This window comes from Pseudoduganella sp. jia 12 (assembly GCF_055502675.1).
Map to the genome: position 1 here is coordinate 327,011 of NZ_JBUXKP010000008.1, position 23,500 is coordinate 350,510.

At 62.3% G+C, this 23,500-nt stretch carries 22 protein-coding genes, 1 rRNA gene and 1 pseudogene; 10 read left to right on the plus strand and 14 right to left on the minus strand.

What is annotated here, in order from left to right:
- Positions 1–33: 33 nt before the first annotated feature.
- Together ACY65G_RS19645 and ACY65G_RS19650 are read left to right on the plus strand one after the other, a co-directional pair.
- Positions 34–546, plus strand: a pseudogene (locus tag ACY65G_RS19645) (YgjV family protein).
- A 144-nt stretch (positions 547–690) separates the two neighbouring features.
- Positions 691–1,314 carry an FxDxF family PEP-CTERM protein gene (locus tag ACY65G_RS19650; protein ID WP_464998975.1) on the plus strand — a complete coding sequence of 208 codons (624 nt, stop codon included), beginning with the start codon at positions 691–693 and terminating at the stop codon, positions 1,312–1,314.
- A 43-nt stretch (positions 1,315–1,357) separates the two neighbouring features.
- Here ACY65G_RS19650 and gyrB read toward each other — a convergent pair whose 3' ends face one another.
- The 3 genes from gyrB to dnaA all read right to left on the minus strand — a co-directional run bounded on the left by gyrB (position 1,358) and on the right by dnaA (position 6,575).
- Entirely contained in the window at positions 1,358–3,856 is a 2,499-nt protein-coding gene (gene gyrB, locus ACY65G_RS19655) for a DNA topoisomerase (ATP-hydrolyzing) subunit B (RefSeq protein ID WP_464998976.1), read from the minus strand.
- Between the two features lie 60 nt (positions 3,857–3,916).
- Positions 3,917–5,023, minus strand: coding sequence for a DNA polymerase III subunit beta (gene dnaN / locus ACY65G_RS19660; protein WP_464998977.1), 1,107 nt, complete (start codon positions 5,021–5,023; stop codon positions 3,917–3,919).
- A gap of 133 nt (positions 5,024–5,156) precedes the next feature.
- Positions 5,157–6,575: a chromosomal replication initiator protein DnaA gene (gene dnaA / locus ACY65G_RS19665; protein ID WP_464998978.1), complete on the minus strand. Its 1,419-nt coding sequence runs from the start codon at positions 6,573–6,575 to the stop codon at positions 5,157–5,159.
- A gap of 444 nt (positions 6,576–7,019) precedes the next feature.
- On the opposite strand from dnaA, the gene rpmH reads away from it, so the two are divergent.
- The 6 genes from rpmH (at position 7,020) to ACY65G_RS19695 (ending at position 11,583) form a co-directional block, all read left to right on the plus strand.
- The gene (rpmH, locus tag ACY65G_RS19670) at positions 7,020–7,154 is read left to right on the plus strand and encodes a 50S ribosomal protein L34 (RefSeq protein WP_040378179.1); all 135 of its coding nucleotides are present in this window, start codon (positions 7,020–7,022) and stop codon (positions 7,152–7,154) included.
- Positions 7,155–7,238: 84 nt separating this feature from the next.
- Positions 7,239–7,577: a ribonuclease P protein component gene (gene rnpA / locus ACY65G_RS19675; protein WP_464999001.1), complete on the plus strand. Its 339-nt coding sequence runs from the start codon at positions 7,239–7,241 to the stop codon at positions 7,575–7,577.
- A complete protein-coding gene (yidD, locus tag ACY65G_RS19680) occupies positions 7,574–7,837 on the plus strand; it encodes a membrane protein insertion efficiency factor YidD (RefSeq protein ID WP_464998979.1) in 264 nt (87 codons plus the stop codon). Before rnpA ends, yidD begins: the two co-directional genes overlap by 4 nt.
- A gap of 9 nt (positions 7,838–7,846) precedes the next feature.
- Entirely contained in the window at positions 7,847–9,517 is a 1,671-nt protein-coding gene (gene yidC, locus ACY65G_RS19685) for a membrane protein insertase YidC (protein WP_464998980.1), read from the plus strand.
- A gap of 118 nt (positions 9,518–9,635) precedes the next feature.
- Complete coding sequence (gene mnmE / locus ACY65G_RS19690) at positions 9,636–11,015, plus strand: tRNA uridine-5-carboxymethylaminomethyl(34) synthesis GTPase MnmE (protein ID WP_464998981.1); 1,380 nt, start codon at positions 9,636–9,638, stop codon at positions 11,013–11,015.
- A gap of 343 nt (positions 11,016–11,358) precedes the next feature.
- On the plus strand, positions 11,359–11,583 hold the full coding sequence (locus ACY65G_RS19695) for a hypothetical protein (RefSeq protein WP_464998982.1): 225 nt from the start codon (positions 11,359–11,361) through the stop codon (positions 11,581–11,583).
- Positions 11,584–11,636: 53 nt separating this feature from the next.
- Here ACY65G_RS19695 and ACY65G_RS19700 read toward each other — a convergent pair whose 3' ends face one another.
- Positions 11,637–12,221 (minus strand): Hpt domain-containing protein, encoded by a 585-nt coding sequence (locus tag ACY65G_RS19700; RefSeq protein ID WP_464998983.1) that lies wholly within the window; start codon positions 12,219–12,221, stop codon positions 11,637–11,639.
- A 321-nt stretch (positions 12,222–12,542) separates the two neighbouring features.
- Here ACY65G_RS19700 and pssA point away from each other — a divergent pair, with 321 nt between their 5' ends.
- A complete protein-coding gene (gene pssA / locus ACY65G_RS19705) occupies positions 12,543–13,301 on the plus strand; it encodes a CDP-diacylglycerol--serine O-phosphatidyltransferase (RefSeq protein ID WP_464998984.1) in 759 nt (252 codons plus the stop codon).
- Positions 13,302–13,325: 24 nt separating this feature from the next.
- On the opposite strand, the gene ACY65G_RS19710 is transcribed toward pssA, so the two are convergent.
- The 10 genes from ACY65G_RS19710 to ACY65G_RS19755 form a co-directional block, all read right to left on the minus strand.
- Positions 13,326–14,228, minus strand: coding sequence for an aldo/keto reductase (locus tag ACY65G_RS19710; RefSeq protein ID WP_464998985.1), 903 nt, complete (start codon positions 14,226–14,228; stop codon positions 13,326–13,328).
- A gap of 99 nt (positions 14,229–14,327) precedes the next feature.
- On the minus strand, positions 14,328–15,473 hold the full coding sequence (locus ACY65G_RS19715) for a D-alanyl-D-alanine carboxypeptidase family protein (RefSeq protein WP_464998986.1): 1,146 nt from the start codon (positions 15,471–15,473) through the stop codon (positions 14,328–14,330).
- A 91-nt stretch (positions 15,474–15,564) separates the two neighbouring features.
- The gene (locus ACY65G_RS19720) at positions 15,565–16,236 is read right to left on the minus strand and encodes an alpha/beta hydrolase (RefSeq protein ID WP_464999002.1); all 672 of its coding nucleotides are present in this window, start codon (positions 16,234–16,236) and stop codon (positions 15,565–15,567) included.
- Between the two features lie 2 nt (positions 16,237–16,238).
- The gene (locus tag ACY65G_RS19725) at positions 16,239–16,559 is read right to left on the minus strand and encodes a (2Fe-2S) ferredoxin domain-containing protein (RefSeq protein WP_130187171.1); all 321 of its coding nucleotides are present in this window, start codon (positions 16,557–16,559) and stop codon (positions 16,239–16,241) included.
- A 62-nt stretch (positions 16,560–16,621) separates the two neighbouring features.
- Positions 16,622–17,836: a VanZ family protein gene (locus ACY65G_RS19730; RefSeq protein WP_464998987.1), complete on the minus strand. Its 1,215-nt coding sequence runs from the start codon at positions 17,834–17,836 to the stop codon at positions 16,622–16,624.
- 2 nt (positions 17,837–17,838) lie between these two features.
- A complete protein-coding gene (locus tag ACY65G_RS19735; protein WP_464998988.1) occupies positions 17,839–18,471 on the minus strand; it encodes an ABC-type transport auxiliary lipoprotein family protein in 633 nt (210 codons plus the stop codon).
- Positions 18,472–18,492: 21 nt separating this feature from the next.
- Positions 18,493–19,431: an MlaD family protein gene (locus ACY65G_RS19740; protein WP_464998989.1), complete on the minus strand. Its 939-nt coding sequence runs from the start codon at positions 19,429–19,431 to the stop codon at positions 18,493–18,495.
- A 25-nt stretch (positions 19,432–19,456) separates the two neighbouring features.
- A complete protein-coding gene (locus ACY65G_RS19745; RefSeq protein ID WP_464998990.1) occupies positions 19,457–20,287 on the minus strand; it encodes an ABC transporter ATP-binding protein in 831 nt (276 codons plus the stop codon).
- Entirely contained in the window at positions 20,287–21,411 is a 1,125-nt protein-coding gene (locus ACY65G_RS19750; protein WP_464998991.1) for an MlaE family ABC transporter permease, read from the minus strand. The genes ACY65G_RS19745 and ACY65G_RS19750 overlap by 1 nt, the downstream gene beginning before the upstream one ends.
- 68 nt (positions 21,412–21,479) lie before the next feature.
- A complete protein-coding gene (locus ACY65G_RS19755) occupies positions 21,480–22,955 on the minus strand; it encodes a B12-binding domain-containing radical SAM protein (RefSeq protein ID WP_464998992.1) in 1,476 nt (491 codons plus the stop codon).
- 430 nt (positions 22,956–23,385) lie between these two features.
- On the opposite strand from ACY65G_RS19755, the gene ACY65G_RS19760 reads away from it, so the two are divergent.
- Positions 23,386–23,500 (plus strand): 16S ribosomal RNA (locus tag ACY65G_RS19760); the annotation flags it as partial.

The following is a 23,500-nucleotide window of genomic DNA, read 5'->3' on the forward strand; positions in this document are numbered from 1 at the left end:
TAATCGCCAGCCGCTTTTCACTTCCCTGTTTCAATGTCCATCGACTGGTTCTCGCCGGCGCAATGCGTCGGCTACGTTGCGTTCGTTCTCGGCGTCGGCTCCTTCCTGCAGACCGACGATCGCCGCTTCAAACTGTTCATGGCCGGCGAATGCCTGGCCTATGTCGTGCACTTCACGCTGCTCGGCAACCCCACTGCTGTGGCGAGTTCCACCATGTCCCTGCTGCGCTCCCTGCTCGCGCTGCGCACCCGCTCCGTGTGGGTAGCACTGGCCGTGGTGGCGATCAATATCTGCCTTGGCCTGTACTTCGCAAAGCAGCCCAGCGACTGGCTGCCTCTCGGCGCATCGTGACTCGGCACGCTGGCGCTGTTCCTGTTGCAGGGCATTCCGATGCGGCTCGTGATGCTGGTCGGGACGATCTTCTGGATCGCCAATAACGTGATTTCCGATTCGATCGGCGGCACGGCGCTGGAAGTGGTGATCGCCGTGGTCAATCTGGTGACTATTGCGCGGATGGTGCGGCAAAAGGCGGCGACTCCTGCCTGATATTGCGGGATGCCGGGACGACGTGCCGGATAGTTGTATTTCAAGCCGCTTTTGTCTCAATACTCTTTCGGGGGACAGCCAAACTGTCCAGCCGGTGCTATGTTTTTGATACCAAGCGAAGCACCCAACCTGAAAGGGCAACGAGTGAAAAACCTGAAACTGGTACGCAGTGTGATGTTCGCCGCCATCGCGGCATGCGCCTTGAGTGGAACCGCCAACGCCGCGGATCTGGTCAAGACGGTCACGCTGTCCGATGTGGCAAGCAACACGTATCTCAGCTGGGAAGGCAATACGATCGTGGAGATCGACCTGGGCTCCAGGGCGCACCTGAACACGATGGCGTGGGATGTGACGCTCACCGCCAACCAGGGCAGCATGCTCAACGAGGCATTCATGCAGCTCAGCGACAGCCAGCAATGGAACCAGCTTTACTTCCTGCCCAGCTTGTTGGCTGATCCGAACGGGGGCTACCATGCGGGGACCGAGCATTACTCGGGCAGCGTGGACTTCCGTGGCCTGGATACGGATGCGGAGCAGGGAGACTACAGTTTCAGCGTCGGGGCGGACGGCATCCTGCGTCTCGAATTTGCAGAGAACATCGACAGCCTGCCGGGCGCCGACGCCGTCTGGAATTCGGCCACGTTCACGTTCGGGTACTCGGTTGCCGCCGTGCCGGAGCCCTCGACGTACGGCATGATGCTGCTTGGCCTGGGGGCCATCGGCGCGGTGGCGCGCCGCCGGAAGAACCCGGGTACGAGCGCGCAATAAAAAAGGGGCCGCAAGGCCCCTTTTCAATGACAGCGCAAGAACATCAAACGTCGATATTCCCCGCCCGCAGCGCATTCGTCTCGATGAAGTTACGACGCGGTTCGACATCGTCGCCCATCAGCGTGGTGAAGATCTGGTCCGCCGCGATGGCATCCTCGATCTGCACCTTCAGCAAACGCCGCACGGTCGGATCCATCGTGGTTTCCCACAGCTGCTCGGGATTCATCTCGCCCAGACCTTTGTAGCGCTGCTTCGACACGGTGCGCTCGGCTTCGTCGCGCAGCCATTGCATCGCTTCGTGGAAGTCCCGCACGGCGAATTCCTTGGTGCGCTCGCCTTCGCCACGGCGAATGATGGCACCCTCACCGATCAAACCGGTGAAGGTGGCAGCGGCGGTGGACAGAACGCCGTAATCGGCGCCGCTGACGAAGTCCGCATCGATCGTGGAGACACGCACATTGCCGTGGTGGAGGCGCTCGATCCACAGCAGGTGCTTGTCCGACAGATCGTCCGAGCGCACCGACACCGTCACTGCCGGGTCGTTGATGTTGTCGGCCAGCGCCTGCGCGGAGGCGCGGGCGGCGTCCATCGTGGACAGGTCGAGCTGCACGCCGGTCATGATGGCGGTCAGCGCGGCGCGGTCGATCACGCGGGTCAGGCGCAGCATCACGGCGTTGGCCAGGTTGTACTGGCGGGCCAGTTCGGTCAGCGGTTCCCCGGTGATCGGGTCGGCGCCTTCGCGCGGCGTGAGCACGGCGGTGTTCAGCGCCACCGTCATCATGTAGCTGGCTTCTTCCGTATCGTCCTTCAGGTAGCGCTCGTCGCGGCCAGACTTCACCTTGTACAGTGGCGGCTGGGCGATGTAGATGTGGCCGCGTTCCACCAGTTGCGGCATCTGGCGGTAGAACAGCGTGAGCAGCAGGGTGCGGATGTGGGCGCCGTCGACGTCCGCGTCGGTCATGATGATGATGCGGTGGTAGCGCAGCTTCTCGACGTTGAATTCATCCGGACCGATCGACGTGCCCAGCGTGGCGATCAGCGTGGTGATCTGCTCGGACGACAGCATCTTCTCGAAGCGCGCCTTTTCCACGTTCAGCACCTTGCCGCGCAGCGGCAGGATCGCCTGGAACTTGCGGTCGCGGCCCTGCTTGGCGGAACCGCCTGCGGAGTCACCCTCGACGATGTACAGCTCGGCCAGCGCCGGGTCGCGCTCCTGGCAGTCGGCCAGTTTCGACGACAGGCCCAGGCCATCCATCACGCCTTTCCGGCGCGTCAGGTCGCGGGCCTTGCGGGCCGCTTCGCGGGCGCGTGCGGCTTCCACGATCTTGCCGCAGATGATCTTGGCGTCGTTCGGCTTCTCCGCCAGGAAGTCCGTCAGCGTCTTCGCCACGATTTCCTCGACGGGGCCTCGCACCTCGGAGGACACCAGCTTGTCCTTCGTCTGCGACGAGAACTTCGGTTCCGGTACTTTCACCGACAGCACGCAGGTCAGGCCTTCGCGCATGTCGTCGCCGGAGATTTCCACCTTGGCCTTCTTGGCGAAGTCGTGTTCGTCGATGTACTTGTTGATCACGCGCGTCATTGCCGCGCGCAGGCCGGTCAGGTGGGTGCCGCCGTCGCGCTGCGGAATGTTGTTCGTGAAGCAGAGTACCTGTTCATTGAAGGCATCGTTCCATTGCATCGACACGTCCACGGAGATATTCGTGTTCTGGTCGGACATGCGGTCGCCGGTGGCCTGGAACACGGTCGGGTGCAGCACCGTCTTGGCCTTGTTGATGTATTCCACGAAGCCGCGCGTGCCGCCCTCGAACGCGAAGATTTCATCCTTGCCGGTGCGCTGGTCGGACAGCTTGATGTTCACGCCGTTGTTCAGGAACGAAAGTTCGCGGATGCGCTTGGCCAGGATCTCGTAGTGGAATTCCACGTGGCTGAAGATCTCTTCGTCGGCCCAGAAGTGCACGTCGGTGCCGCGCTTGTCGGTTTCGCCGATGACCTTGATCGGCGAGACGGCCACGCCGTCGCGGATCTCGATTTCGCGATTTTGCGGCACGCCGCGCACGAATTCCATCTGGTGCACCTTGCCGTCGCGGCGCACCGTCACGCGCAGCAGTTTCGACAGCGCGTTCACGCACGATACGCCCACGCCGTGCAGGCCGCCGGACACCTTGTACGAGTTCTGGTCGAACTTGCCGCCCGCGTGCAGTTCGGTCAGCACGATCTCGGCGGCGGAGCGCTTCGGTTCGTGCTTGTCGTCCATCTTCAGGCCGACAGGAATGCCGCGGCCATTGTCGGTGATCGAGATCGAGTTATCCGAATGGATCGTCACGTGGATTTCGGTGCAGTAGCCGGCCAGCGATTCGTCGATCGAGTTGTCCAGCACTTCGAATACCAGGTGATGCAGGCCGGTGCCGTCCGAGGTGTCACCGATATACATGCCGGGGCGCTTGCGGACTGCTTCCAGGCCTTCCAGGATCTGGATCGAGGAGGCGCCGTAATCCTCGGAGTTGACCTGCACTGGTACTAGGTTTTGGCGTTCGGACATGGACTACTTTCTCAAAAAACGTATTACTGTCGATTTCTAACTGCGCGCAATTGGGCGGGATCAGATCCGCATCGGCATCACGACATACTTGAAGTCGGGATTGTCCGGAATCGAGATCAGGGCGGACGAATTCGAATCGCCCAGCGCCACATTGACCTGCTCGCACTTCAGGTTGTTCAGCACGTCCAGCAAATAGGTGACGTTGAAGCCGATGTCGAGGCTGTCGCCGCCGTAATCGATTTCCAGTTCCTCGACCGCTTCTTCCTGATCGGCGTTGGTGGACGAGATCTTCAGCGAACCCGGGCTGATGATGCAGCGCACGCCCTTGAACTTGTCGCTGGTCATGATGGCGGCGCGCTGCAGCGAGCGCAGCAGCTCGTCGCGGCCGATCGTGAAGTCGTTCTTGTAGCCCTTCGGGATCACGCGCGTGTAGTCGGGGAACTTGCCCTCGACCAGCTTGGAGATCAGCTCGATGTCGGTAAAGCCCAGTTTCACCTGGTTGGCGGCGATGTCCAGCTGCACCGGTTCATCGTTCTCTTCCAGCAGGCGCTGCAGCTCGATGATGGTCTTGCGCGGGATGATCACTTCCTGGCGTTCGAACGCCTGCTCCGTTTTCACCTGGCAGAAGGCGAGGCGGTGGCCGTCGGTGGCCACGGCGATCACGTTCTCGCCGTCCAGCACCAGCAGCAGGCCGTTCAGGTAGTAGCGGATGTCCTGCTGGGCCATCGAGAAGTGCACCATGTTGAACAGGTGCTTCAGCGTTTTTTGCGGCAGCGTGAACGAGGCATTGAAGGTTTCCGCTTCCTGCACGGTGGGGAATTCCTCGGCGGCCAGCGTTTGCAGCGCAAAGCGCGATTTGCCGCTTTGTACCGTCAGGCGCTTGTTGACCAGCGTGAGCGACACGTCGCCCGATTCCGGCAGCGCGCGCAGGATGTCGAGCAGCTTGCGCGCGGCCACGGTGGTGCCGGTAATGTCGGCACCGGAGCCGATGTTGGCGTTCGTCGTGATCTGCACTTCCGTATCGGTGGACAGGAACGAAACGGCTTCGCCTTCCTTGCGGATGAGGATATTGGCCAGAATCGGCATCGTATGCCGACGCTCGACAATACCGCTCACGATCTGCAGTGGCCGGAGTAACGTATCTCGGGTGGTTTTGACCAGTTGCATGGATATCCTCGATAAAAGATTAATAACTAGTTTGTAATGCTAAAGGTTGCGGAGCCAGAAGGCAAAGCGGCGCCGCAGGCCAGTTGGTCCGTATTGCAACCAGGGCGCGCGCCGCATTTTCAATGCTGGTTCTTCAACCTTTGAGCGTTTGCTCCAGCACGTGCAACTCATGGTTGCACTCCGGGTTCTTGGTGCGGTCCTGGGCGATCTTGCGCACGGCGTGCAGCACCGTGGTGTGATCGCGGCCGCCGAACAGCTCGCCGATCTCCGGCAGGCTCTTCTGCGTCAGTTCCTTCGCCAGGTACATCGCGATCTGGCGCGGCCTTGCGATGTTGGCCGGGCGGCGCTTCGAATACATGTCCGCGACCTTGATGTTGAAGAAGTCCGCCACTGTTTTCTGGATGTTCTCCACGCTGATCTGGCGGTTCTGCACCGAGAGCAGGTCCTTCAGCGCTTCCTTCACGATGTCGATCGAGATGTCCTTGCCGTGGAAGCGCGAGTAAGCCAGGATCTTGCGCAGCGCGCCTTCCAGCTCGCGCACGTTCGAGCGCAGGTGCTTGGCCACGAAGAAGGCCACGTCGTCGGACAGCGTGACGCCTTCGGACTTTGCCTTCTTCAGCAGGATCGCCACGCGCATTTCCAGCTCCGGCGGCTCGATCGCCACCGTCAGGCCGGAGTCGAAGCGGGAGATCAGGCGATCGTCCATGCCCGTGATCTCTTTCGGATACGTGTCCGACGTGATGATGATCTGCTTCTTCGCGGCGATCAGCGCCTCGAACGCATAGAAGAATTCTTCCTGCGTGCGGCTCTTGCCGCCGAAGAACTGGATATCATCGATCAGCAGCATGTCCAGCGAGTGGTAGTAATGCTTGAAATCGTCGAAGCCCTTGCGCTGATAGGCCGTCACCACATCGCGCACATATTGCTCGGCGTGGATGTAGCGGATGCGCGCGCCCGGCTGGTCGGCCATCACCTGGTTGCCGATCGCATGGATCAGGTGGGTTTTACCCAGGCCCACGCCGCCGTAGAAGAACAGCGGGTTGTACGACACACCCGGGTTATTGGCGACCTGGATCGCGGCGGCGCGCGCCAGCTGGTTGGCCTTACCGGTCACGAAGCTTTCGAACGTGAGATCGGTGTTGATGCGGCTTTGCTCGCGGCCACGCTGGTTCGCATACTCATTGCCCGCGGGTGGCGTGACCGGGTCGCCGGTGCGCACATCCGCCGGATGCATGGCGGGTGCGCCGCCGCCGTTCGGCACGCTGGGCACGGTGCTGGTGTTCTCCGTGGGCTTGGGGCGCGGCGGGTTCAGCACGGGGTTCAGCACGAACTGCACCTCGATCGGCGCTTCCCAGTATTGCGATGCCAGGGCGGTGATGCGACTGGCGAACTGGGACTTCACCCAGTCGAGCTTGAAGCGGTTGGGCGCCGCGATGCGCAGCTTGCCGTTCTCGTAATCGAGCGGCACCAGTGGTTTGATCCACGCGCTGAATTGTTGCGGCGTCAGCTCCAGTTCCAGTTGGGCGGAACAGGTCTGCCAGAAATTTTCCATGAATCGTCTATCTGCAAAAGCTGTGAGAGGGCAGCATGTGTCGGCCGCGGGTTCCGTTGGTAACGGCGCGGCAACTGACGCATATGCGCCACACGTAACACGCTATTCTAACTCCGAATCCCACAAGTTATCCACAGGGTTGTGCCGGAAATCGCCGAAAAAACGGCCGAAAAGCGGCTTTGCAAGTCGGTTCCGCTGTTGACAAGGCATGCCTGAATGCTGATAATTCAGGGTTCCCCGCCCGTACTCCGTGTTTTTTCAGTTTACGATCAGCGCGGATCCTTGCGGGCGATGAGATTGGCCAGCTTGTGCCGGACGTGTTGGCATAAGTGCGCGAAATGTCATTGGCACCAATAACTGAAGGGACGAACTGGCGCCAAGTCTGACTTGTCAGCGGTGCGGCATCCCGATTTTGCATTTTTTTGCTTCTTTAGCGAGACCAACATGAAACGTACTTACCAACCTTCCGTCGTGCGTCGCAAGCGCACCCACGGTTTCCGTGCACGTATGGCTACCCGTGGTGGCCGTCAGGTTCTGAACGCACGCCGCGCCAAGGGCCGCAAGCGTCTGGCTGTATAAGCCGTCGCTCGTTCGCTGAGCGTGGACAGCAGTTCCAACGGCTCGACAGGCGAAGGTTCCCACGACTTCGCGCGCGCTCGGCGCATCGTTAAAACGGATGAATTTTCATCCGTTTTTCGTTTGCGCCCGGCCCAGAAAAGCGCGCACTTCGTGCTCTATACCCGCCCGAATCAGCTGCCTCATGCGCGGCTGGGCGTTGTCGTTGCCAAACGCCTTGCACCTCGCGCGGTCACGCGCAATACCATCAAGCGCGTAACACGCGAATTGTTCCGCACCACGGGCTTGCCGGCCATCGATTGTGTCGTGCGCCTGTCGAAGGCGGTCAACACCAAGGCCGGCCCGGCCACGAATGCAAAGCTGAAGGCCGAGCTGCGCGTCGAGCTGGCGCGCCTGTTCGCGGCGCAGTCGAAAGTGCGGCGATGAAATCGGCGCTCTTGAAGCTCGTGCTACTTTTCGTGCGCGGCTACCAGATCGCCATCAGCCCGCTGATGCCGCCCAGCTGCCGTTTCTTCCCCAACTGCTCGAATTACGCGCTCGAAGCGCTGCGCGAGCATGGCCCGGCGAAGGGCGGCTGGCTGGCGGTGCGCCGCATTTGCCGCTGCCATCCGTGGAACGCCGGCGGATTCGATCCCGTTCCGCCGAAGCATTCCTCATCGACCGCTTGCGGTTGCAACCACTCCTGACTTGACCCAATGGATCTCAATAAACGCACAATCCTGTGGATCGTCTTCGCCGTTTCGCTGGTCGCCCTGTGGAACGAGTGGATGATTTACACCGGCCGGCCGTCCATGTTCGCGGCGCCGCCGCCGAAGACCGCCCAGGCCGATGCCAAGACCACCCCGGCCGGCGTTCCCGCCGCTGTCGGTACCACTGCCGGCGCTGCTGCCGTGCCGGGTACCGCGGCGCCATTCCAGAGCCAGATCGTGACCATCACCACCGACGTGTTCAAGGTGGACATCGACACGCTGGGTGGGCAGATCAAGCGCCTCGAACTGTTGAAGTTCAAGGACGGCTTCGACCCCACGAAGAACCAGCGGCTGTTCCAGCAGGCGGGCGACCGCGTGTACCTGGCGCAGACCGGCCTGGTGGGCGCAGCCAACCTGCCGAACCATAACACCGGCTTTACCGTTCGTCCGGGCCCGCGCGTGCTCGACAGCGGCAACCAGGTGCAACTGGTGATGGACGCGGAGCAGGGCGGTGTGCGCCTGACCAAGACGTTCACGTTCAAGCGCGGCGACTACACGATCGACGTGCGCCACGACGTGACCAATACCGGCACCGCACCGGTGACCCCGGAGCTGTACCTGCAGCTGGTCCACGACGGCAACAAGCCGGAAGGTTCCTCGTGGTTCAACCCGAGCTTCACGGGCCCAACGCTGTACACGGAAGCGGATCACTACCAGAAGCTGTCGTTCGAGAAAGTCGAGAAGGAAGACGCGTCCAAGCGCGAGAACCCGAACTTCGTGCCGGATCATCCGACCAAGGCCGACAATGGCTGGGTGGCGATCTCGCAGCACTTCTTTGTTTCCGCACTGGTGCCGCAACAGAAGCAGATGCATGACATCTTTACGCGCAAGGTCGGCCACAATACCTACTCGATCGGCGTAGTGCAGCCGCTGGGCGCACTCGCGCCGGGTGCCACCGTGTCGAACAGCGCCAAGCTGTATTCCGGCCCGCAGGAAGAGACCGTGCTCGAAAAGCTGTCGCCGGGCCTGGAACGCGTGAAGGACTACGGCATGCTGACGATCGTCGCCAAGCCGATGTGGTGGGTGATGGAGCATATCCACGCCGCGCTGGGCAACTGGGGCTGGACGATCATTGCCTTCACGATCCTGATCAAGCTGATCTTCTTCCCGCTGTCCGCCGCCAGCTATCGCAGCATGGCGAAGATGAAGCTGGTCACGCCGAAGATGACGTCGATCCGCGAACGCTTCAAAGGCGATCCGACGAAGATGAACCAGGCCATGATGGAGCTGTACAAGACGGAGAAGATCAACCCGCTGGGCGGCTGCCTGCCGATCGTGGTGCAGATGCCGGTCTTCATCGCGCTGTACTGGGTGCTGAACTCGTCCGTCGAAATGCGCGGTGCGCCATGGCTGGGCTGGATCACCGACCTGACCAAGCCGGATCCGTTCTTCATCCTGCCAGTGCTGTACGCGATCTCGATGTATGTGACGATGAAGCTCAATCCGCAGCCGGCCGATCCGATGCAGGCGAAGATGATGCTGTTCATGCCGCTGGCGTTCTCGGTGATGTTCCTGTTCTTCCCGTCCGGCCTCGTGCTGTACTGGGTTGTCAACAACCTGTTCTCGATTGCCCAGCAGTGGGTAATCACGAAGAAGATGATGCCGGACGCGAAGTAAGGAAAGTTGCTCTGAAAATGGGGACGTACCCCATTTTCACAGCAACATCCGTGGCGTTCCAGCAAAAACGAAACCCGTGCGCGACACGGGTTTTTTTTCGTTCCATTAAAATCGATCCATGAATCTCGATACTTTCCCCATCGCCGCGATCGCTACCGCCCCGGGCCGCGGCGGCATCGGCGTCGTGCGCGCCTCCGGCAAGAACCTGAAGCCGCTGGCACAGGTGTTGTTCAATGGCGTGGAGCTGAAACCGCGCCATGCCACCTATATCGCATTCACGCAGGCCGATGGCACGCTGATCGACCAGGGCATCGCGATCTACTTCAAGGGCCCTCACTCGTACACGGGCGAGGATGTGCTGGAGTTGCAGGGTCACGGCGGCCCCGTGGTATTGCAGATGCTGCTGCAACGCGTGCTCGAGGCCGGCCATGACGTTGGCCTGCGCCTGGCCGAACCGGGCGAGTTCACGCGCCGCGCCTACATGAACGACAAGCTCGACCTGGCGCAGGCCGAAGCGGTGGCCGACCTGATCGATGCATCCACCGAGGCGGCGGCAAAGTCCGCTTCGCAATCGCTGTCCGGCGCCTTCTCGCAGGCGATCCATGCGCTGGTCGACCGTGTCACGCACCTGCGCATGCTGGTGGAAGCCACGCTGGACTTCCCGGAAGAGGAAATCGACTTCCTGGAAAAATCCGATGCCCGCGGCCAGCTGCGCGGTATCGTCGAGTCGGTCGATCACGTATTCCGCCAGGCATCCCAGGGCGCGCTGCTGCGCGAAGGGCTGAACGTGGTGCTGGTGGGCCAGCCGAACGTTGGCAAGTCGTCACTCCTCAATGCGCTGGCAGGGGCGGATGTTGCCATCGTCACGCCGATCGCCGGCACCACGCGCGACAAGGTCAGCGAAACGATCCAGATCGAAGGCATTCCCCTGAACATCATCGACACGGCCGGGATCCGTGGGCATGACGAGGCGGTGGACCTGGTCGAGCGCATCGGCATCGAGCGCACCTGGGGCGAAGTGGGCAAGGCGGACGTGATCCTGCACATGCTGGATGCGAACCACGGCCCCACCCGTGCGGACGAATCGATCCTCGCGGCATTCCCTGCCGGCGTGCCGGTGCTGCGCATCTGGAACAAGATCGACCTGTCGGGCCACAAGCCCTCGATCGATGCGAGCGACGATGCCACGCACATCTATCTGTCGGCACACGATCACACCGGCATCGACCTGTTGCGCAAGGAATTGTTGCGCATCGCGGGCTGGCAGCAGACGGGCGAATCGCTGTACCTGGCCCGCGAGCGGCACCTGATCGCGCTGAAATCGGCCGCGCGCCACCTGGACCATGCCGAGGAGCACGCAGCGCAAACCGATCAGTCGCTCGACCTGTTCGCTGAAGAACTGCGGCTGGCGCAAGTGCAGCTCTCCACGATCACCGGGGCGTTCTCTTCGGACGATCTGCTGGGCGTGATCTTCAGCCGGTTTTGTATTGGCAAGTGAGCGGCAAATAAGGCTACCGGCATCGCATCTGCTTGTGTTCGGAGCTTTCCCTGCCGCAGCTTTTACAGCGTTGCATGGCGTAGCCCTATCGCCCTGTTCATTTCCATTAAAAAATTTTTAGTCACTCTTCGCTTTATAGCAACCACGCCGTGATTGACCCCGTTGCGTGTGCTGGCGCACGTAAACCGGCCTGTTGGCCTGATTTAATGCTGCTATGATTGATTTGAGCAACACTGTCTGGCGCGGCGAGCGACAAGGCTTAAGGTATTGATGTTGGTCACGTCCGCTTACTTCCACTGACGTAATCTTGCTAGCAGTTGATGTGTCTGGAGAGGGGAAGAGCATGGAAACGACCCAGGAACAGGTGGCACCGGACGGCGCGCTGTCGCTGATGCCGACAATGAGGCCAGCGATGATGCCGACCATGGCCGCAGCGCCGCGGCCGCGGCAAACGCTGCCGCCCAAGGGCTCTTGCTGGTATTGCGAAAAACCGCTCGACAGCGTGAAGCGCTTTTGCGGCAAGGATTGCGCGTCGTCGTTCGACGAAGAAGCCGAATACACCCGCTGATGCACGTGTTTCGCCGGTCGGGTTGTGGTAACCGGCTGCGGCGGCCAAGGTGTTCAGCGCCTGGCGATCGAACGTGCGCCCTGCAGCACTGTGTGGGCGCGGTCGAAGTCGTAATCCCGCGCCGCTGCCAGGATGGTCTGCCAGGCAGCCGCCCCCAGTGCCTTTTCCAGCACTATTCCATACTTGTCCAGAATATCGATCGCCATGCCGTTGCCCTCGTCGAGCAGCGCGCCAAGGCGGTCGAGCAGTTCCGGCACGTCGCGCATCGCGGCCGGCGGTACCGGTTTGACCGGTATGGCGGCATCCTTTGGTACGGTCACGTCAATGCACGCCTGCACGCGTTGCAGCGCCGCTTCGAGATCGTCCAGCAGCGCATGCACCGGGTGGCCGCATGCCAGCGCTTTCTCCACTTCGATAGCGATTGCCTGCACTTCGCCCGCACCCAGCAGCCCGGCCGCCCCGCGCAACGTGTGGACGTTGCGGCAGGCGGCGGCATGATCGCCAGCCGCGAGCTGCGCCTTCATGGCGCGCACGGCGGCCATGTGCACGCTAAAGCGCTTCAAGGCGCTGAAATAGATCGCGCTGTTGCCCAGCAATCGCGCGATGCCTCCCTCGATGTCGAGTACGGGATTGGTCATTCCTGTCGCCTGCCTGCATGGTGAGCGGCCGGTTGCGTATGACCGCCATCACAGGCAGCTAGCGCCGGCGCCATCGGCAAGGCGGGCAATCGCGCTTTCCATTGCAGGTTCCGCATACGTGCCGCACGCATGGCAGTTCTCCATTTTTTTTTGTTACCGGCTAGCCCGGCCATCGACGGATTTTATGCCAGATCAGGTGCCGTGGCGGCCCTTGTTACGCCTGTTACCATTCGGGCTGGGCAGCGATGTACCGGATGCCGGCGTTACAATAAGGTCTACCCATCAAAGGCCAGCCAATTGAAAAACACGCGCACCCGGCGCATGCAACGCGCCAAATTTGCCCTGCCCAGTTTCGTGACGCTGCTGTCGATCGCCTGCGGTTTCGGCAGCATCGTGATTTCCGTGGACAATGCGCACATCGGTTTTCCGCAGGATTACCGCTTGGCCGCCGCGCTGCTGGTCCTGGCAGGCATCTTCGATGCACTGGATGGATTTGTCGCGCGCGCCACCGGCACGAGTTCGGAGTTCGGCGTGCAGCTCGATTCGATCGCCGACGTGATGAACTTCGGTATCGGGCCGGCGATACTGCTGTATTGCTATGCGTTCGTGCAGATCGGGCCGGCCGATCCCACGCTGCTTCGTGTCGGCGGCCTGGCGGCATTCATCTTCGTGGCCTGCGGCGCGCTGCGCCTGGCCCGCTTCAACGTGAGCGTGGGCCGTACCGATCCGAAGTATTTCGTGGGCATGCCGATCACGGCGGGCGCCGCCTGCGTGGCATCGGTGGTGGTGGCGTGGCCGTTCCCGCCGGAGACGAGCCTGCACGGCTGGCTGATGGTGGCGCTGCTGTTCGTCGTGGGCAGCCTGATGGTGTCCACGATCCGCTTCCCCAGCTCCAAGCAAAAGAAAAGCATGGCCGCGCTGGTGCTGCTGCTGGTGAACGTGGGCTTGCTCGTCTGGCTGCGTTTCTATTACTTCGTGCTGTTCTTCGTGGTGTACATCGCCGCCACGCTGGCGCTCAATCTCGCCTGGAAGAGCGGCTGGAAGGGCATCCCGCCGCCGCTCGTCTACGAGGACGACTGAACCGCGTGGCTGAACCGCGAGGCTTCAGGGTACTTCATGCCCCTGGGCCGCACCCAGGATCTCGAACCACTGGGTGCGCGACAGCTTGAACTGCGTGGCGCGCACCGCCTCTTCGATCGCCTCGATGCGCCCGCTGCCCGTCAGCGGGATCGGGCTCGAAGGCAGTTGCATGATCCACGCAAAAACCACGCTGCCGAACGGCTGTTCGATTTCCGTGGCGATGCGCGCGATCGTGGCGCGCAGCTCCGCGGTGGCGGGATCGTCGCGGAACAGGCGGCCGCCAGCCAGCGGCGACCAGATCATCGGCGCCACGCCCAGATCCTGCAGGCCGTCGAACGTTTCATCGTACAGCGGTGCCGTGTGCAGCGGCGAGAACTCCACCTGGTTGGTGGTCAGCGGAATGCGTCGATGCAGGCATTCGAACTGGTGCCGGCTGAAATTCGATACGCCGAAATGCTTTACCTTGCCCGCCGCGCGCAAGCCCTCGAAGGTTTCGGCAATCTCGTCGAAATCCATCAGCGGGTCGGGGCGGTGGATCAGCAGCAGGTCGAGGAAGTCGGTGCGCAGCGCTGTCAGCGAATTGTCGACGGAGGCAGTGATATGCGCCGCCGACGTATCGTACTGCTTGATCGCGTGCGCCGGGCGCGCCGGCGATACCAGCTGGATGCCGCACTTGCTCACGAGCTGCATCCGCTCGCGCAGCGCCGGCCGCAGGGCAAGCGCTTCGCCGAACAGCTCTTCCACCTTGTAATGCCCGTAGATATCGGCATGATCGAAGCTCGTCACGCCCAGTTCGATGCAGTGCTCGATCAGCGCCAGGCGCTCCTGCGGCGCCATCTTCCATTCCGCCATGCGCCACATGCCGGCGACGATGCGGGACAGCGCGGGACCATTTTCGGCGGTGCGGACGGCGGGGCAGGAAGTCATGGGCGGCCTTCTTTCAATTTGAATGGAGCGACGATTATAGAGCGGCGAGGATAAAAAAAGCCCGCCGGGTGGCGGGCTTTTTGCAGCTTGCGTGAAGCCTTATTTCAGCCACAGGCGCATCGAGTCCCAGGCACGTCCGAAGATCGATGCCTGTTCCACCGTTTCCAGCGCAACGACCGGCAGTTCCAGCAGCGGTTTGCCATCGACCATCATCTTCAGCTTGCCCACGTTGGCGCCTTCCGGTACCGGCGCCACCAGCGGGTCTTTCCGTTCCAGCACAGGCTTCATCTTGGCAGCCACACCCTTCGGGACCGTTACCATCACATCCTGGCGGAAGCCGATCTTCATGGTGTTCTTCGAGCCTTTCCAGATCTGCGGCGTGTCGACGGCCTGGCCCTTGGCATACAGTTTCACGGTATCGAAGTTCTGGAAGCCCCAGTTCAGCAGCTTCTGGCTTTCGGCCGTTCGGGTCGCATCCGAGTTGGTGCCCATCACCACCGAGATCAGCCGGCGCTCGATGTTGCCGCTTGGCCGCTTGGCCGACGCCACCATGCAATAGCCGGCCGATTCCGTGTGGCCCGTCTTCATGCCGTCCACGGTCGGATCGAGCCACAGCAGGCGGTTGCGGTTCTGCTGCGTGATCTTGTTGTAGGTGAAGCTCTTGACCGAGTCGATCTTGTAGTACTGAGGGAATTCCTGGATCACGTGCTTGGCCAGGACCGACAGGTCGCGCGCGGTGGTGAAATTGTCCGGGCTGGGCAGGCCGTGCGGGTTGGCGAAGCGGGTGTTCGTCATGCCGAGGCGTTTTGCCTCGCGGTTCATCAGCGTGACGAAGGTGGCTTCATCGCCGGCCACCGCTTCGGCCAGCGCCACGGCGGCGTCGTTGCCCGACTGGACCATGAGGCCGTGCAGCAGGTCGTCGATCGACACCGGCACCGCCGGATCGATGAACATCTTCGAGCTGGAGGAGTCGACCTTCCAGGCACGTACGGAGACATTGACTTTCTGGTTGATGTCGAGCTTCTTGTCGCGCAGTGCCTCGAACGTGAGGTAGGCGGTCATGATCTTGGTCAGCGAAGCCGGCTCGACGCGCAAGTTCGGGTCCTGCGCGGCGATCAGCTGGCCGCTGGTGGCATCGAGCAGCAGCCAGGACTTGGCGGCGATGGTCGGGGCAGGAAGGGTCTGGGCGACGGCGGAAGAAAGTATCAGGACACTGGAAGCCAGTGCCGCGAGCAGTTTTTTCATGGATCTGGAATCTCTATGTGAGGCGCCTAAGAAAGCGTGAAGCAGGGGACCATTTTGTTCAGCAAAAAAATGGCCCGGACATTATAGGCGCTCACGCGTCCTCGGTGTCGTCCCTTTGCTGTGCTTCCTGCTCCCGGCCCAGCCACAATGCGATCACCCAGCTCTTGATGTGATTGAGTTTGCGATGGAAGAAATGGTCCGCTCCGGGGATTACCAGCACCGGCACATCCTGCGGCCGGGCCCAGTCGAACACGGCCTGCAAAGGAATCGTGTCGTCGTTCTCGCCGTGGATCAGGATCGTGTTCGGCGCGATGTCCGCCATCTGCCACTTGCCGGCCGCGGCGCCTACCAGCACCAGGCCTTCGACCGGCGTGCCGGCGGCCGCAAGGCGCTGTGCCAGCTGCGACTGCACATAGGTGCCGAAAGAAAAGCCGGACAGTGCCACGGGCAGGCCGGGGAATTTCTCGACCATGTGGCGGTACAGCAGTTCCATGTCGTCCGTTTCGCCGTGGCCCCGGTCATGCTCGCCTTCGGATTGGCCCACGCCGCGGAAGTTGATGCGCGCCACCGCATAGCCGAGCGCCACGAAGGCGCGTGCCAGCGTTTGCGTGACCTTGTTTTCCATCGTGCCGCCATACAGCGGGTGCGGGTGCGCCACCAGGGCGATACCGCGCGGCTTCCTGCCGTCCAGCGGCAGGTCGATCAGGCCTTCCATCAGGCCCGCATTGCCCTGCATGGTGAAGTGCTTGGTGTTCTTGTTCATCATTACTTGATCTTGAGCCTTTCCACCGGTTGGCCACCGACCAGGTGGCTGTCGATGATTTCATCGATGTCGGAAGTGTCCACGTAGGTGTACCACGTGCCTTCGGGGTAGACGACGAGCACGGGACCGTGCTCGCAGCGGTCCAGGCAGCCGGCCTGGTTGATGCGCACGCCGCCCGCGCCATTGATGTCCAGTTGCTTGCAGCGCTTCTTCGCGTGCTTCTGCGCCTGCTCTGCGCCGCGGGGGCCGCAGCTTTCGCGGCCATCTTCCCGCGCATTCATGCAGAAGAATACGTGGTGCTTAAAGTAGGGAGTTTCGCTCATGCCTGCCTCGCTTGTACCTTGCTTATGCTTCGGTTGAAGCCAAGCCGTAATGATACCCGCGATCAGGATTTATTGAGTTTATGGGAAGGCAGCCACAGGAACCACAAGGCGAAGAAGGGCCAGAGCAGTGACAGGAACTGGGCAGCGCCATTGAAGTTCAGGAATTTCCCTTGCACCCATGTCTGCATCGTGGCGCTGAAATACGGATTGACCGGCGTGCTGTTGACCACCAGGATGCCGAGCAGGATGGTGGCGATCGCCAGCCGGCGCTGCGCGACGAGCGGCGCAAAGGCCAGGCCGGCCACCATGATGCCGCCGATGAGGAAGCCGCCTTGCGCGCCTGGCGTGACCCAGGCGAACGCGTTATCGGGCGTGAACAGCAGGGCCGTGGCCAGTGTCTTCATCAGTACGGCGGCGGCCAGTAATACCGCCGCCAGCAGCAGGCGCGGCGCGGGGCGGCGCATGAGGCACAGCAGCGTCAACGCGCCGCCGACCAGGCCGCACGCGGTGATCATCGTTTCGGAGAGCCAGTACTGCTCTACCGTCAGTTCCGGATCGGGGCGCACGTAGGCCAGCAGGTCGATGTCCATTTCCAGCAGGTCGCTCAGCCAGCCGGAGATCGTGGGCAGCACCTGGCCCTGGCCGAACAGGAACGACGTGGGGTAGATCTGTGCCAGTGGCCACAGGGCCACCAGCACCAGGCCCTGGCTCGCATGCAGCGCGAACCAGCGCTGCCGCAGGCGGTACAGGTGACTGGTGTCGAGCAGCTTGCGCGCCGTGATCACGCCGATCAGGCCGCCCAGCGCGCAGCCGGCCGTGTTGGTGTAGAAGTCGAGGTTCGACGAGACGCGGCTGGGCAGGAACGTCTGCACGGCTTCCATCAGGCCGGACACGAACGCGCCAAGGAAGGCTGCCGCGATGAACGCCAGGATGCCGCGCAGTGCCGGGTGCAGCGCATAGGCGATCAGCATGCCGAACGGGATGTAGCCGATCACGTTGATGATGGCATCGAATTTCGTCCAGTAGCGCGGCATCGCCGTATGCTCGAGGAAGATGAGCGGCGACAGTCCCTGGTTGTGCCAGCCAGAGAACGGATACCAGCTGGCGTAGATGATCAGCAGCAGGTAGGCAAGCAGGCTGGCCCGGGCCACCGGCGAGCCGCGCTGCGGCCGTGCCTCGAGTGCCGGCCCGCCCTGGGCCGGTGCCGGCGTGGGCGCAGGTATGGGTGCGGGAGCAGGCGTGCCCGCTGCGGAACCGGCGCGTTCGTCCCCGCTCATGCTCAGCGCGGCGGCAACGTGGCCAGCCAGGTGAGGAGATCGGCCGCGATCACGTCGGACGTGGCGGCCAGCGCGCTGGCACCGCCGGCCGCGTCGGCACTGGGCGCTGGCGTCGAACGCGTGAACGTGCGCTGGTCCACGAGCTGGTGGCCGCGGAACAGCGAGGCGCGCAGCGAGATGTTGGCGGTACTTTGCGTGGCGCTGGCGAAGTTTTGCGAGAACTCGTCCATTTCCAGCCGCAGCACCGGCACGCCGCCGGTCGCATCAAGGGTCGAGAGCACCTTGACGCCGCCCTGCGCGATGCGGGCCTTCATCCGCTGGGACAGCAGTTGCAGCGGCGTGGCGGCCCAGCGGTTGTACGCATAAGGCAGCGCCTGCTGGGCGTTCGCATAGGTGAGGCGGTAGAACATGCGGTCCGTATCGAGCGTGGCCGGCCCGTTCACGTCCGCCACGATCAGCGCGGGAATGGCGGCAGCTGCCGGCGTTGGCGTCACGGGCGCGGCCACCGGACCGAAATCGAAACTGGTGGGGGCGGGGCTTTTCGTCGAGGCGCAGCCGGCCAGCAGGGCGGTGCAGGCCGCGGCGATCGCGGCGCAGGAACGGAGGCGGTAATGGTTCATCGTATGGTCGTTCATCGCGTGATTGTCACTCGGGCGTCATTTGGCCGGCGCCGCGAAGCCGGGCTCGCCGGGGCCGGGCGTCGCATCCGGTGCGCCGAACAGGATGCTTTGCGGGCGGTCGTTCAGGGTATTCATCGTGCGGCGCACGGAGCGCATCGACGAGCGGGTTTCGTCGGTCAGCGCCGTGATGCTCGGCAGCGTTTCAAGCTGTGCACCGGTCGTTACCGCTTCCACGCCGGATACCGCGCGGTCGACCGAGTCGCCGATGCGGGTCAGCGTGCCTTCCGGACCGTGCAGGCTTTGCGACAGCGCCGTCACGTCCTGTGCAAGCGTGTTGACGGAATCGATCGCCGTTTCGGCCTTCGCTGCCAGTGCCGGCAGCTTCTCGATCGTGGGACCCAGCTGGTCCGGCAGTGCCTTGTAGCGATTGACGGTCTCGCTCACATCCGAGAAGGCCGCCAGGATCGTCTTGCGGTTCTCGTCGTTGAGCAGGTCATTGAGTTTTTCCGTTACCTCTTCGGCCTGCGACAGGATCGCGGTGCCGCGCTTTTCCAGCTGGTCGAGCAGGCCGGGGCGCAGCGGGATGCGCGCCGGATCATTGGCATTGGTCGTCAGCCGCTGCGAGCCCACCGAAGCGTCGTCCAGCTGGATGTAGGCGATGCCGGTCACGCCCTGGTAGCCCAGCGTGGCATACGTGGTTTTCGTGATGGGCGTGGCGGGATCGATCGCCAGGTGGACCAGGATCTGGCCGGCCATCTTCGGATCGAAGTCGATGGCGTCCACCTTGCCCACCTCGAGGCCACGGTAGCGCACCGCCGCCTGCGGGTTCAGGCCCGGCACGGCCAGCGTGGTGGCCAGCAGGTAGGGATCGTATTCCACGCGGTCGCGGTTGAACCAGATGCCGAACAGGACAGCGGCCGTGAGCAGGGCCAGCGTGAAGATGCCGGTCATGAAGGCGTGCGATCGGTTTTCCATGTGTGCTCCTTGTTGTTCCGGGCGGCTATTGAAGCGCCTCGAGTGCCCGCTTGCCGCGGTCGCCCAGGAAGAATTCCTTGATGAACGGGTGGTCGACGTTGATCACTTCCTTCGTCGGCCCCACCGCGATCACGTGTTTTTCCGCCAGCACGGCGATACGGGTGGACAGCGCGAACAGCGTATCGAGGTCGTGCGTGACCATTACCACCGTGAGGCCAAGCTCGCGGTGCAGCGACTTGATCAGCGAAACGAAGCTCTCCGAGCGGTCCGGGTCCAGGCCGGCCGTGGGTTCGTCCAGGAACAGCAGCTTCGGTTCGAGCGCCAGCGCACGGGCCAGGGCCACGCGCTTGACCATGCCGCCCGACAGATCGGATGGCATCTTCTTCGCATGTTCCGGGCCCAGGCCGACCATGTTCATCTTCAGCAGCACGGCATCGCGCACCAATGCATCGGGCAAGACGCGCAGTTCCCGCATCGGCTGGGCGATGTTCTCGAACACGGTCAGCGCCGAATACAGCGCGCCTTCCTGGAACAGCATGCCCCAGTGGTTGCGCAGCAGTTGCAACTGGCCGGGCTTGGCCTGCGTGATGTCTTCGCCGAAGATGCGCACACAGCCTTGCGACGGCCGCTCGAGGCCCAGCATCTGGCGCAGCAGCACCGTCTTGCCGGTGCCCGACCCGCCGACGATGGACATGATCTCGCCGTCCTCGATCGTCAGGTTCAGGTCGTTGTGGATGACGGTTTTGCCGAACTTCGTCTGCAGGTTCGTGATCTCGACGACGGGCACGCTGCCGTCGAGCGTCAGTTCGCTGGGCTCGGCGGAGCAGCTATGGCCGGCATCGTCGATTTCTTCCATCAGAACCCCACGCCGTTGAAGACGATCGCGAACACCGCGTCCGCCAGGATCACCACGGTGATCGCGGTCACGACCGAAGTGGTGGTGCCGCGGCCCAGGCTCTCCGTATTCGGCTGGATGCGCAGGCCGAAGTGGCACGATACGAGCGCGATCAGGATGCCGAACACGGCCCCCTTGCCCAGGCCGATCATGTAGTTCGCCAGCGGCACCGCGTCCGGCAGCTTCTGGATGAAGTAGCGGGCCGAGAGGTTCAGTTCCAGCTTGGCCGATACCATGCCGCCGATCAGGGCCATCGTGTCCGTCCAGATCACCAGCAGCGGCATTGAAATCGCGAGCGCTACCACTTTCGGCATCACCAGGCGGAAGCCATGCGAGATGCCCATGACGAGCATCGCATCGAGTTCCTCGGTCACCCGCATCACACCCAGCTGCGCAGTGATCGACGAGCCGGAGCGGCCCGCGACCAGGATTGCCGCCAGCAGCGGGCCGAGTTCGCGGATGATGCTCATGCCGAGCAGGTTGACCAGATAGATGTCGCCGCCGAAGTTGCGCAACTGCTGCGCCGACAGGAAGGACAGCACCACGCCGATCAGGAAACCCACCAGCGCAGTGATGCCCAGGGCCTGGAAGCCGGCGTGGAAGATATTGGCGGAAATTTCCTTCCACGGACCGCGTTGCGGCGCGGCGATGAAGCGCCACAAGTCCTGCACCACCTGCCCGATCAGGCCCACGAAGCCTTGCAGGTGTTCGACGAAATGCAGTATGCCGCCACCCAGTGTGCTGATCCAGTTCATGTGGAGGCCGCGATGGCGCGGCAGTTCCAGCTTGCCGGTGGCTTCGAGCCGTTTGAAGAATTCTTCCTGGCCCGGCGCGAGCTTCAGGATGGCAGGGCGCTTGTAGCCCCAGGCCTGCCAGAACAGCTGCGCGCCGATGTGATCCATGCTGTCGATGGCGGAAAGATCCCATTGCGCATCGGGACTGGCGCGATCCAGTTGCGTGGAGATGGCCTTGATGGTCTTGCGTTGCGCCAGTGCGTGCACCTGCCATGTGCCATCGGCGGTTACCGTCGCTCCCGACGTGCCGCCGGGGTCAAAACTCAAGGTTGGCTCTTGTGCAATGGGCATGTCGCCAGTGTAAGTGAGATTCGTTTCGTTCGCTACAGCCCCCGGCTCTACCGTGTGTCGGAGGCCGCTTACGCCGCCAGGTGCCGGGCCTGGCGCTGCGGCGCTGCCACCGACGGTGCCGATGCCGTCTTCTGCTTCACTCCGTGGCCGTCGCGCGCCAGCAATTCATCCACGCCTTCGATACCTTGCTGCCGCAGGTATTTGCCGGTCAGCGCGGCCAGCCGATCCAGCGCGATGCGGTGGGTAGCGTCCGTATTCGCATACAGCCAGTCGGCGAAGGCCATGAAATTCGCGAACGGACGTGTGCCCAGCAGTACCGGCGTCGCATGCGTGAAGCGGCCCGAGTTCGCGACGAGGTCCCAGTAGCGGGCGAAGCGTACCAGCCGCTGCATCGTGGGAAAGTCGATGTCCCTGTTCGCCAGGATGGTATAGGGCGGATGCGGGTCGAACACGAGGCCGAAGGCTTCCGTGTGGCGAATGATCGGCGTGCCGCGCAGGCGCTTCAGGATGCCGAACTGGATTTCGTGCGGGCCGAGGGCCCACAGCTTGTCGAAGCCCTCGGCAAAGCTCTCCACCGTCTCGCCGGGCAGGCCGGCAATCAGGTCGACGTGCATGTGCACATGCGAGTGCTCGCACAGCCAGCGGATATTGGCGGCGGCCTTGTCGTTATCCTGCTTGCGGGAGATGTTGGCCTGCACCGTGGGGTTGAAGCTCTGGATGCCGATTTCGAACTGCAAGGCGCCGGGCGGGAATTTGGCGATGCCTTCCTTCAGCGGGTCCGGCAGGTGATCGGGCACCAGCTCGAAGTGGGCGTAAACCGGGTCGTCCGGGTTCGCCGCCAGCTTGTCGAGGAAGAACTGCATGATCTTCAGGCTGGTCTTGATATTCAGGTTGAACGTGCGGTCGACAAACTTGAAGACACGGGCACCGCGCGCATGCAGCCCTTCCATCTCGGCCAGGAAAGCGTCGATGTTGAATGGCCAGGCTGTCTTGTCCAGGGCGGACAGGCAGAATTCGCACTTGAACGGACAGCCGCGCGAGGCTTCCACGTAGAGCGTGCGGTGGGCAATGTCTTCGTCGCTATATAAGGAGTAGGGCAGGTCGATCTCCGCCATCGGCGGCTGCACGCCCGCATGTACCTTCATCAGCGGCTTCGGGCCATGAAGGATCTCGCTGCACAGTTTCGGGAACGTGACGTCGCCCCAGCCGGTCACCACATAGTCTGCCAGTTGCACGATCTGCTGCTCGTTCGTTTCATGCGACACTTCAGGGCCACCCAGCACGATCACGATATGCGGCGCTACCCGTTTCAAAGTGGCGACCAGTTTCGTGGTTTCCTCCACGTTCCATATATAGACGCCAAAGCCGACGATCTTTGGGGCGTGGGCAAGGATGCGTTCCACCAGCTCGGTTGTTTTCCCACCGATGACGAATTCCTGGATGCGTGTTTCGTGCTTGAGCTCGCCCATATTGGCAAGCAGGTAACGCAGCCCCAGCGATGCGTGGGTATAGCGGGCATTGAGGGTGGAAAGCAGGATGGACATGGAACTTCTCTGGGGCAATCGCGGAACTGCGCATTTTACCCCTTGCGCGGCAGCTGGCGTTTCGTTATAGTTCTGTCCCTCGCGGCGAAACAACGACGCGGCGGGATGTTGAAAGCGAAGGTGTTGAACACCGAGGCTGACAACCTGGAGGGGTTGACGAGCTGCACGAAACACCGCATAATCTCATCTCTCTGCTGCTGACAAACACAACGATTTGTCAACAAAGCGGCAAGGCCTTCAAGGGCAGAATTCTTTAACAATCAACAGTCGATAAGTGTGGGCGTTTGATGCGATGTGCCTCCGGATTTCGGTCCGGAATGCTCAAAATATAGCAGCAAACGCTTACACAAGTAATAACGTAATCATCTTCGGATGATTCGTCAGTTATTTGAGTGAGTGACCATGTCGGAAACGACATAAAACAGAGATTAAACTGAAGAGTTTGATCCTGGCTCAGATTGAACGCTGGCGGCATGCTTTACACATGCAAGTCGAACGGTAACAGGGAGCTTGCTCCGCTGACGAGTGGCGAACGGGTGAGTAAT

Coding starts and splice junctions, on each gene's coding strand:
- gyrB (WP_464998976.1), bottom strand. CDS start 3,856: ATGTCCGAACGCCAAAACCTAGTACCAGTGCAGGTCAACTCCGAGGAT.
- dnaN (WP_464998977.1), bottom strand. CDS start 5,023: ATGCAACTGGTCAAAACCACCCGAGATACGTTACTCCGGCCACTGCAG.
- dnaA (WP_464998978.1), bottom strand. CDS start 6,575: ATGGAAAATTTCTGGCAGACCTGTTCCGCCCAACTGGAACTGGAGCTG.
- rpmH (WP_040378179.1), top strand. CDS start 7,020: ATGAAACGTACTTACCAACCTTCCGTCGTGCGTCGCAAGCGCACCCAC.
- yidD (WP_464998979.1), top strand. CDS start 7,574: ATGAAATCGGCGCTCTTGAAGCTCGTGCTACTTTTCGTGCGCGGCTAC.
- yidC (WP_464998980.1), top strand. CDS start 7,847: ATGGATCTCAATAAACGCACAATCCTGTGGATCGTCTTCGCCGTTTCG.
- mnmE (WP_464998981.1), top strand. CDS start 9,636: ATGAATCTCGATACTTTCCCCATCGCCGCGATCGCTACCGCCCCGGGC.
- ACY65G_RS19695 (WP_464998982.1), top strand. CDS start 11,359: ATGGAAACGACCCAGGAACAGGTGGCACCGGACGGCGCGCTGTCGCTG.
- ACY65G_RS19700 (WP_464998983.1), bottom strand. CDS start 12,221: ATGACCAATCCCGTACTCGACATCGAGGGAGGCATCGCGCGATTGCTG.
- pssA (WP_464998984.1), top strand. CDS start 12,543: ATGCAACGCGCCAAATTTGCCCTGCCCAGTTTCGTGACGCTGCTGTCG.
- ACY65G_RS19710 (WP_464998985.1), bottom strand. CDS start 14,228: ATGACTTCCTGCCCCGCCGTCCGCACCGCCGAAAATGGTCCCGCGCTG.
- ACY65G_RS19715 (WP_464998986.1), bottom strand. CDS start 15,473: ATGAAAAAACTGCTCGCGGCACTGGCTTCCAGTGTCCTGATACTTTCT.
- ACY65G_RS19720 (WP_464999002.1), bottom strand. CDS start 16,236: ATGAACAAGAACACCAAGCACTTCACCATGCAGGGCAATGCGGGCCTG.
- ACY65G_RS19725 (WP_130187171.1), bottom strand. CDS start 16,559: ATGAGCGAAACTCCCTACTTTAAGCACCACGTATTCTTCTGCATGAAT.
- ACY65G_RS19730 (WP_464998987.1), bottom strand. CDS start 17,836: ATGAGCGGGGACGAACGCGCCGGTTCCGCAGCGGGCACGCCTGCTCCC.
- ACY65G_RS19735 (WP_464998988.1), bottom strand. CDS start 18,471: ATGAACGACCATACGATGAACCATTACCGCCTCCGTTCCTGCGCCGCG.
- ACY65G_RS19740 (WP_464998989.1), bottom strand. CDS start 19,431: ATGGAAAACCGATCGCACGCCTTCATGACCGGCATCTTCACGCTGGCC.
- ACY65G_RS19745 (WP_464998990.1), bottom strand. CDS start 20,287: ATGGAAGAAATCGACGATGCCGGCCATAGCTGCTCCGCCGAGCCCAGC.
- ACY65G_RS19750 (WP_464998991.1), bottom strand. CDS start 21,411: ATGCCCATTGCACAAGAGCCAACCTTGAGTTTTGACCCCGGCGGCACG.
- ACY65G_RS19755 (WP_464998992.1), bottom strand. CDS start 22,955: ATGTCCATCCTGCTTTCCACCCTCAATGCCCGCTATACCCACGCATCG.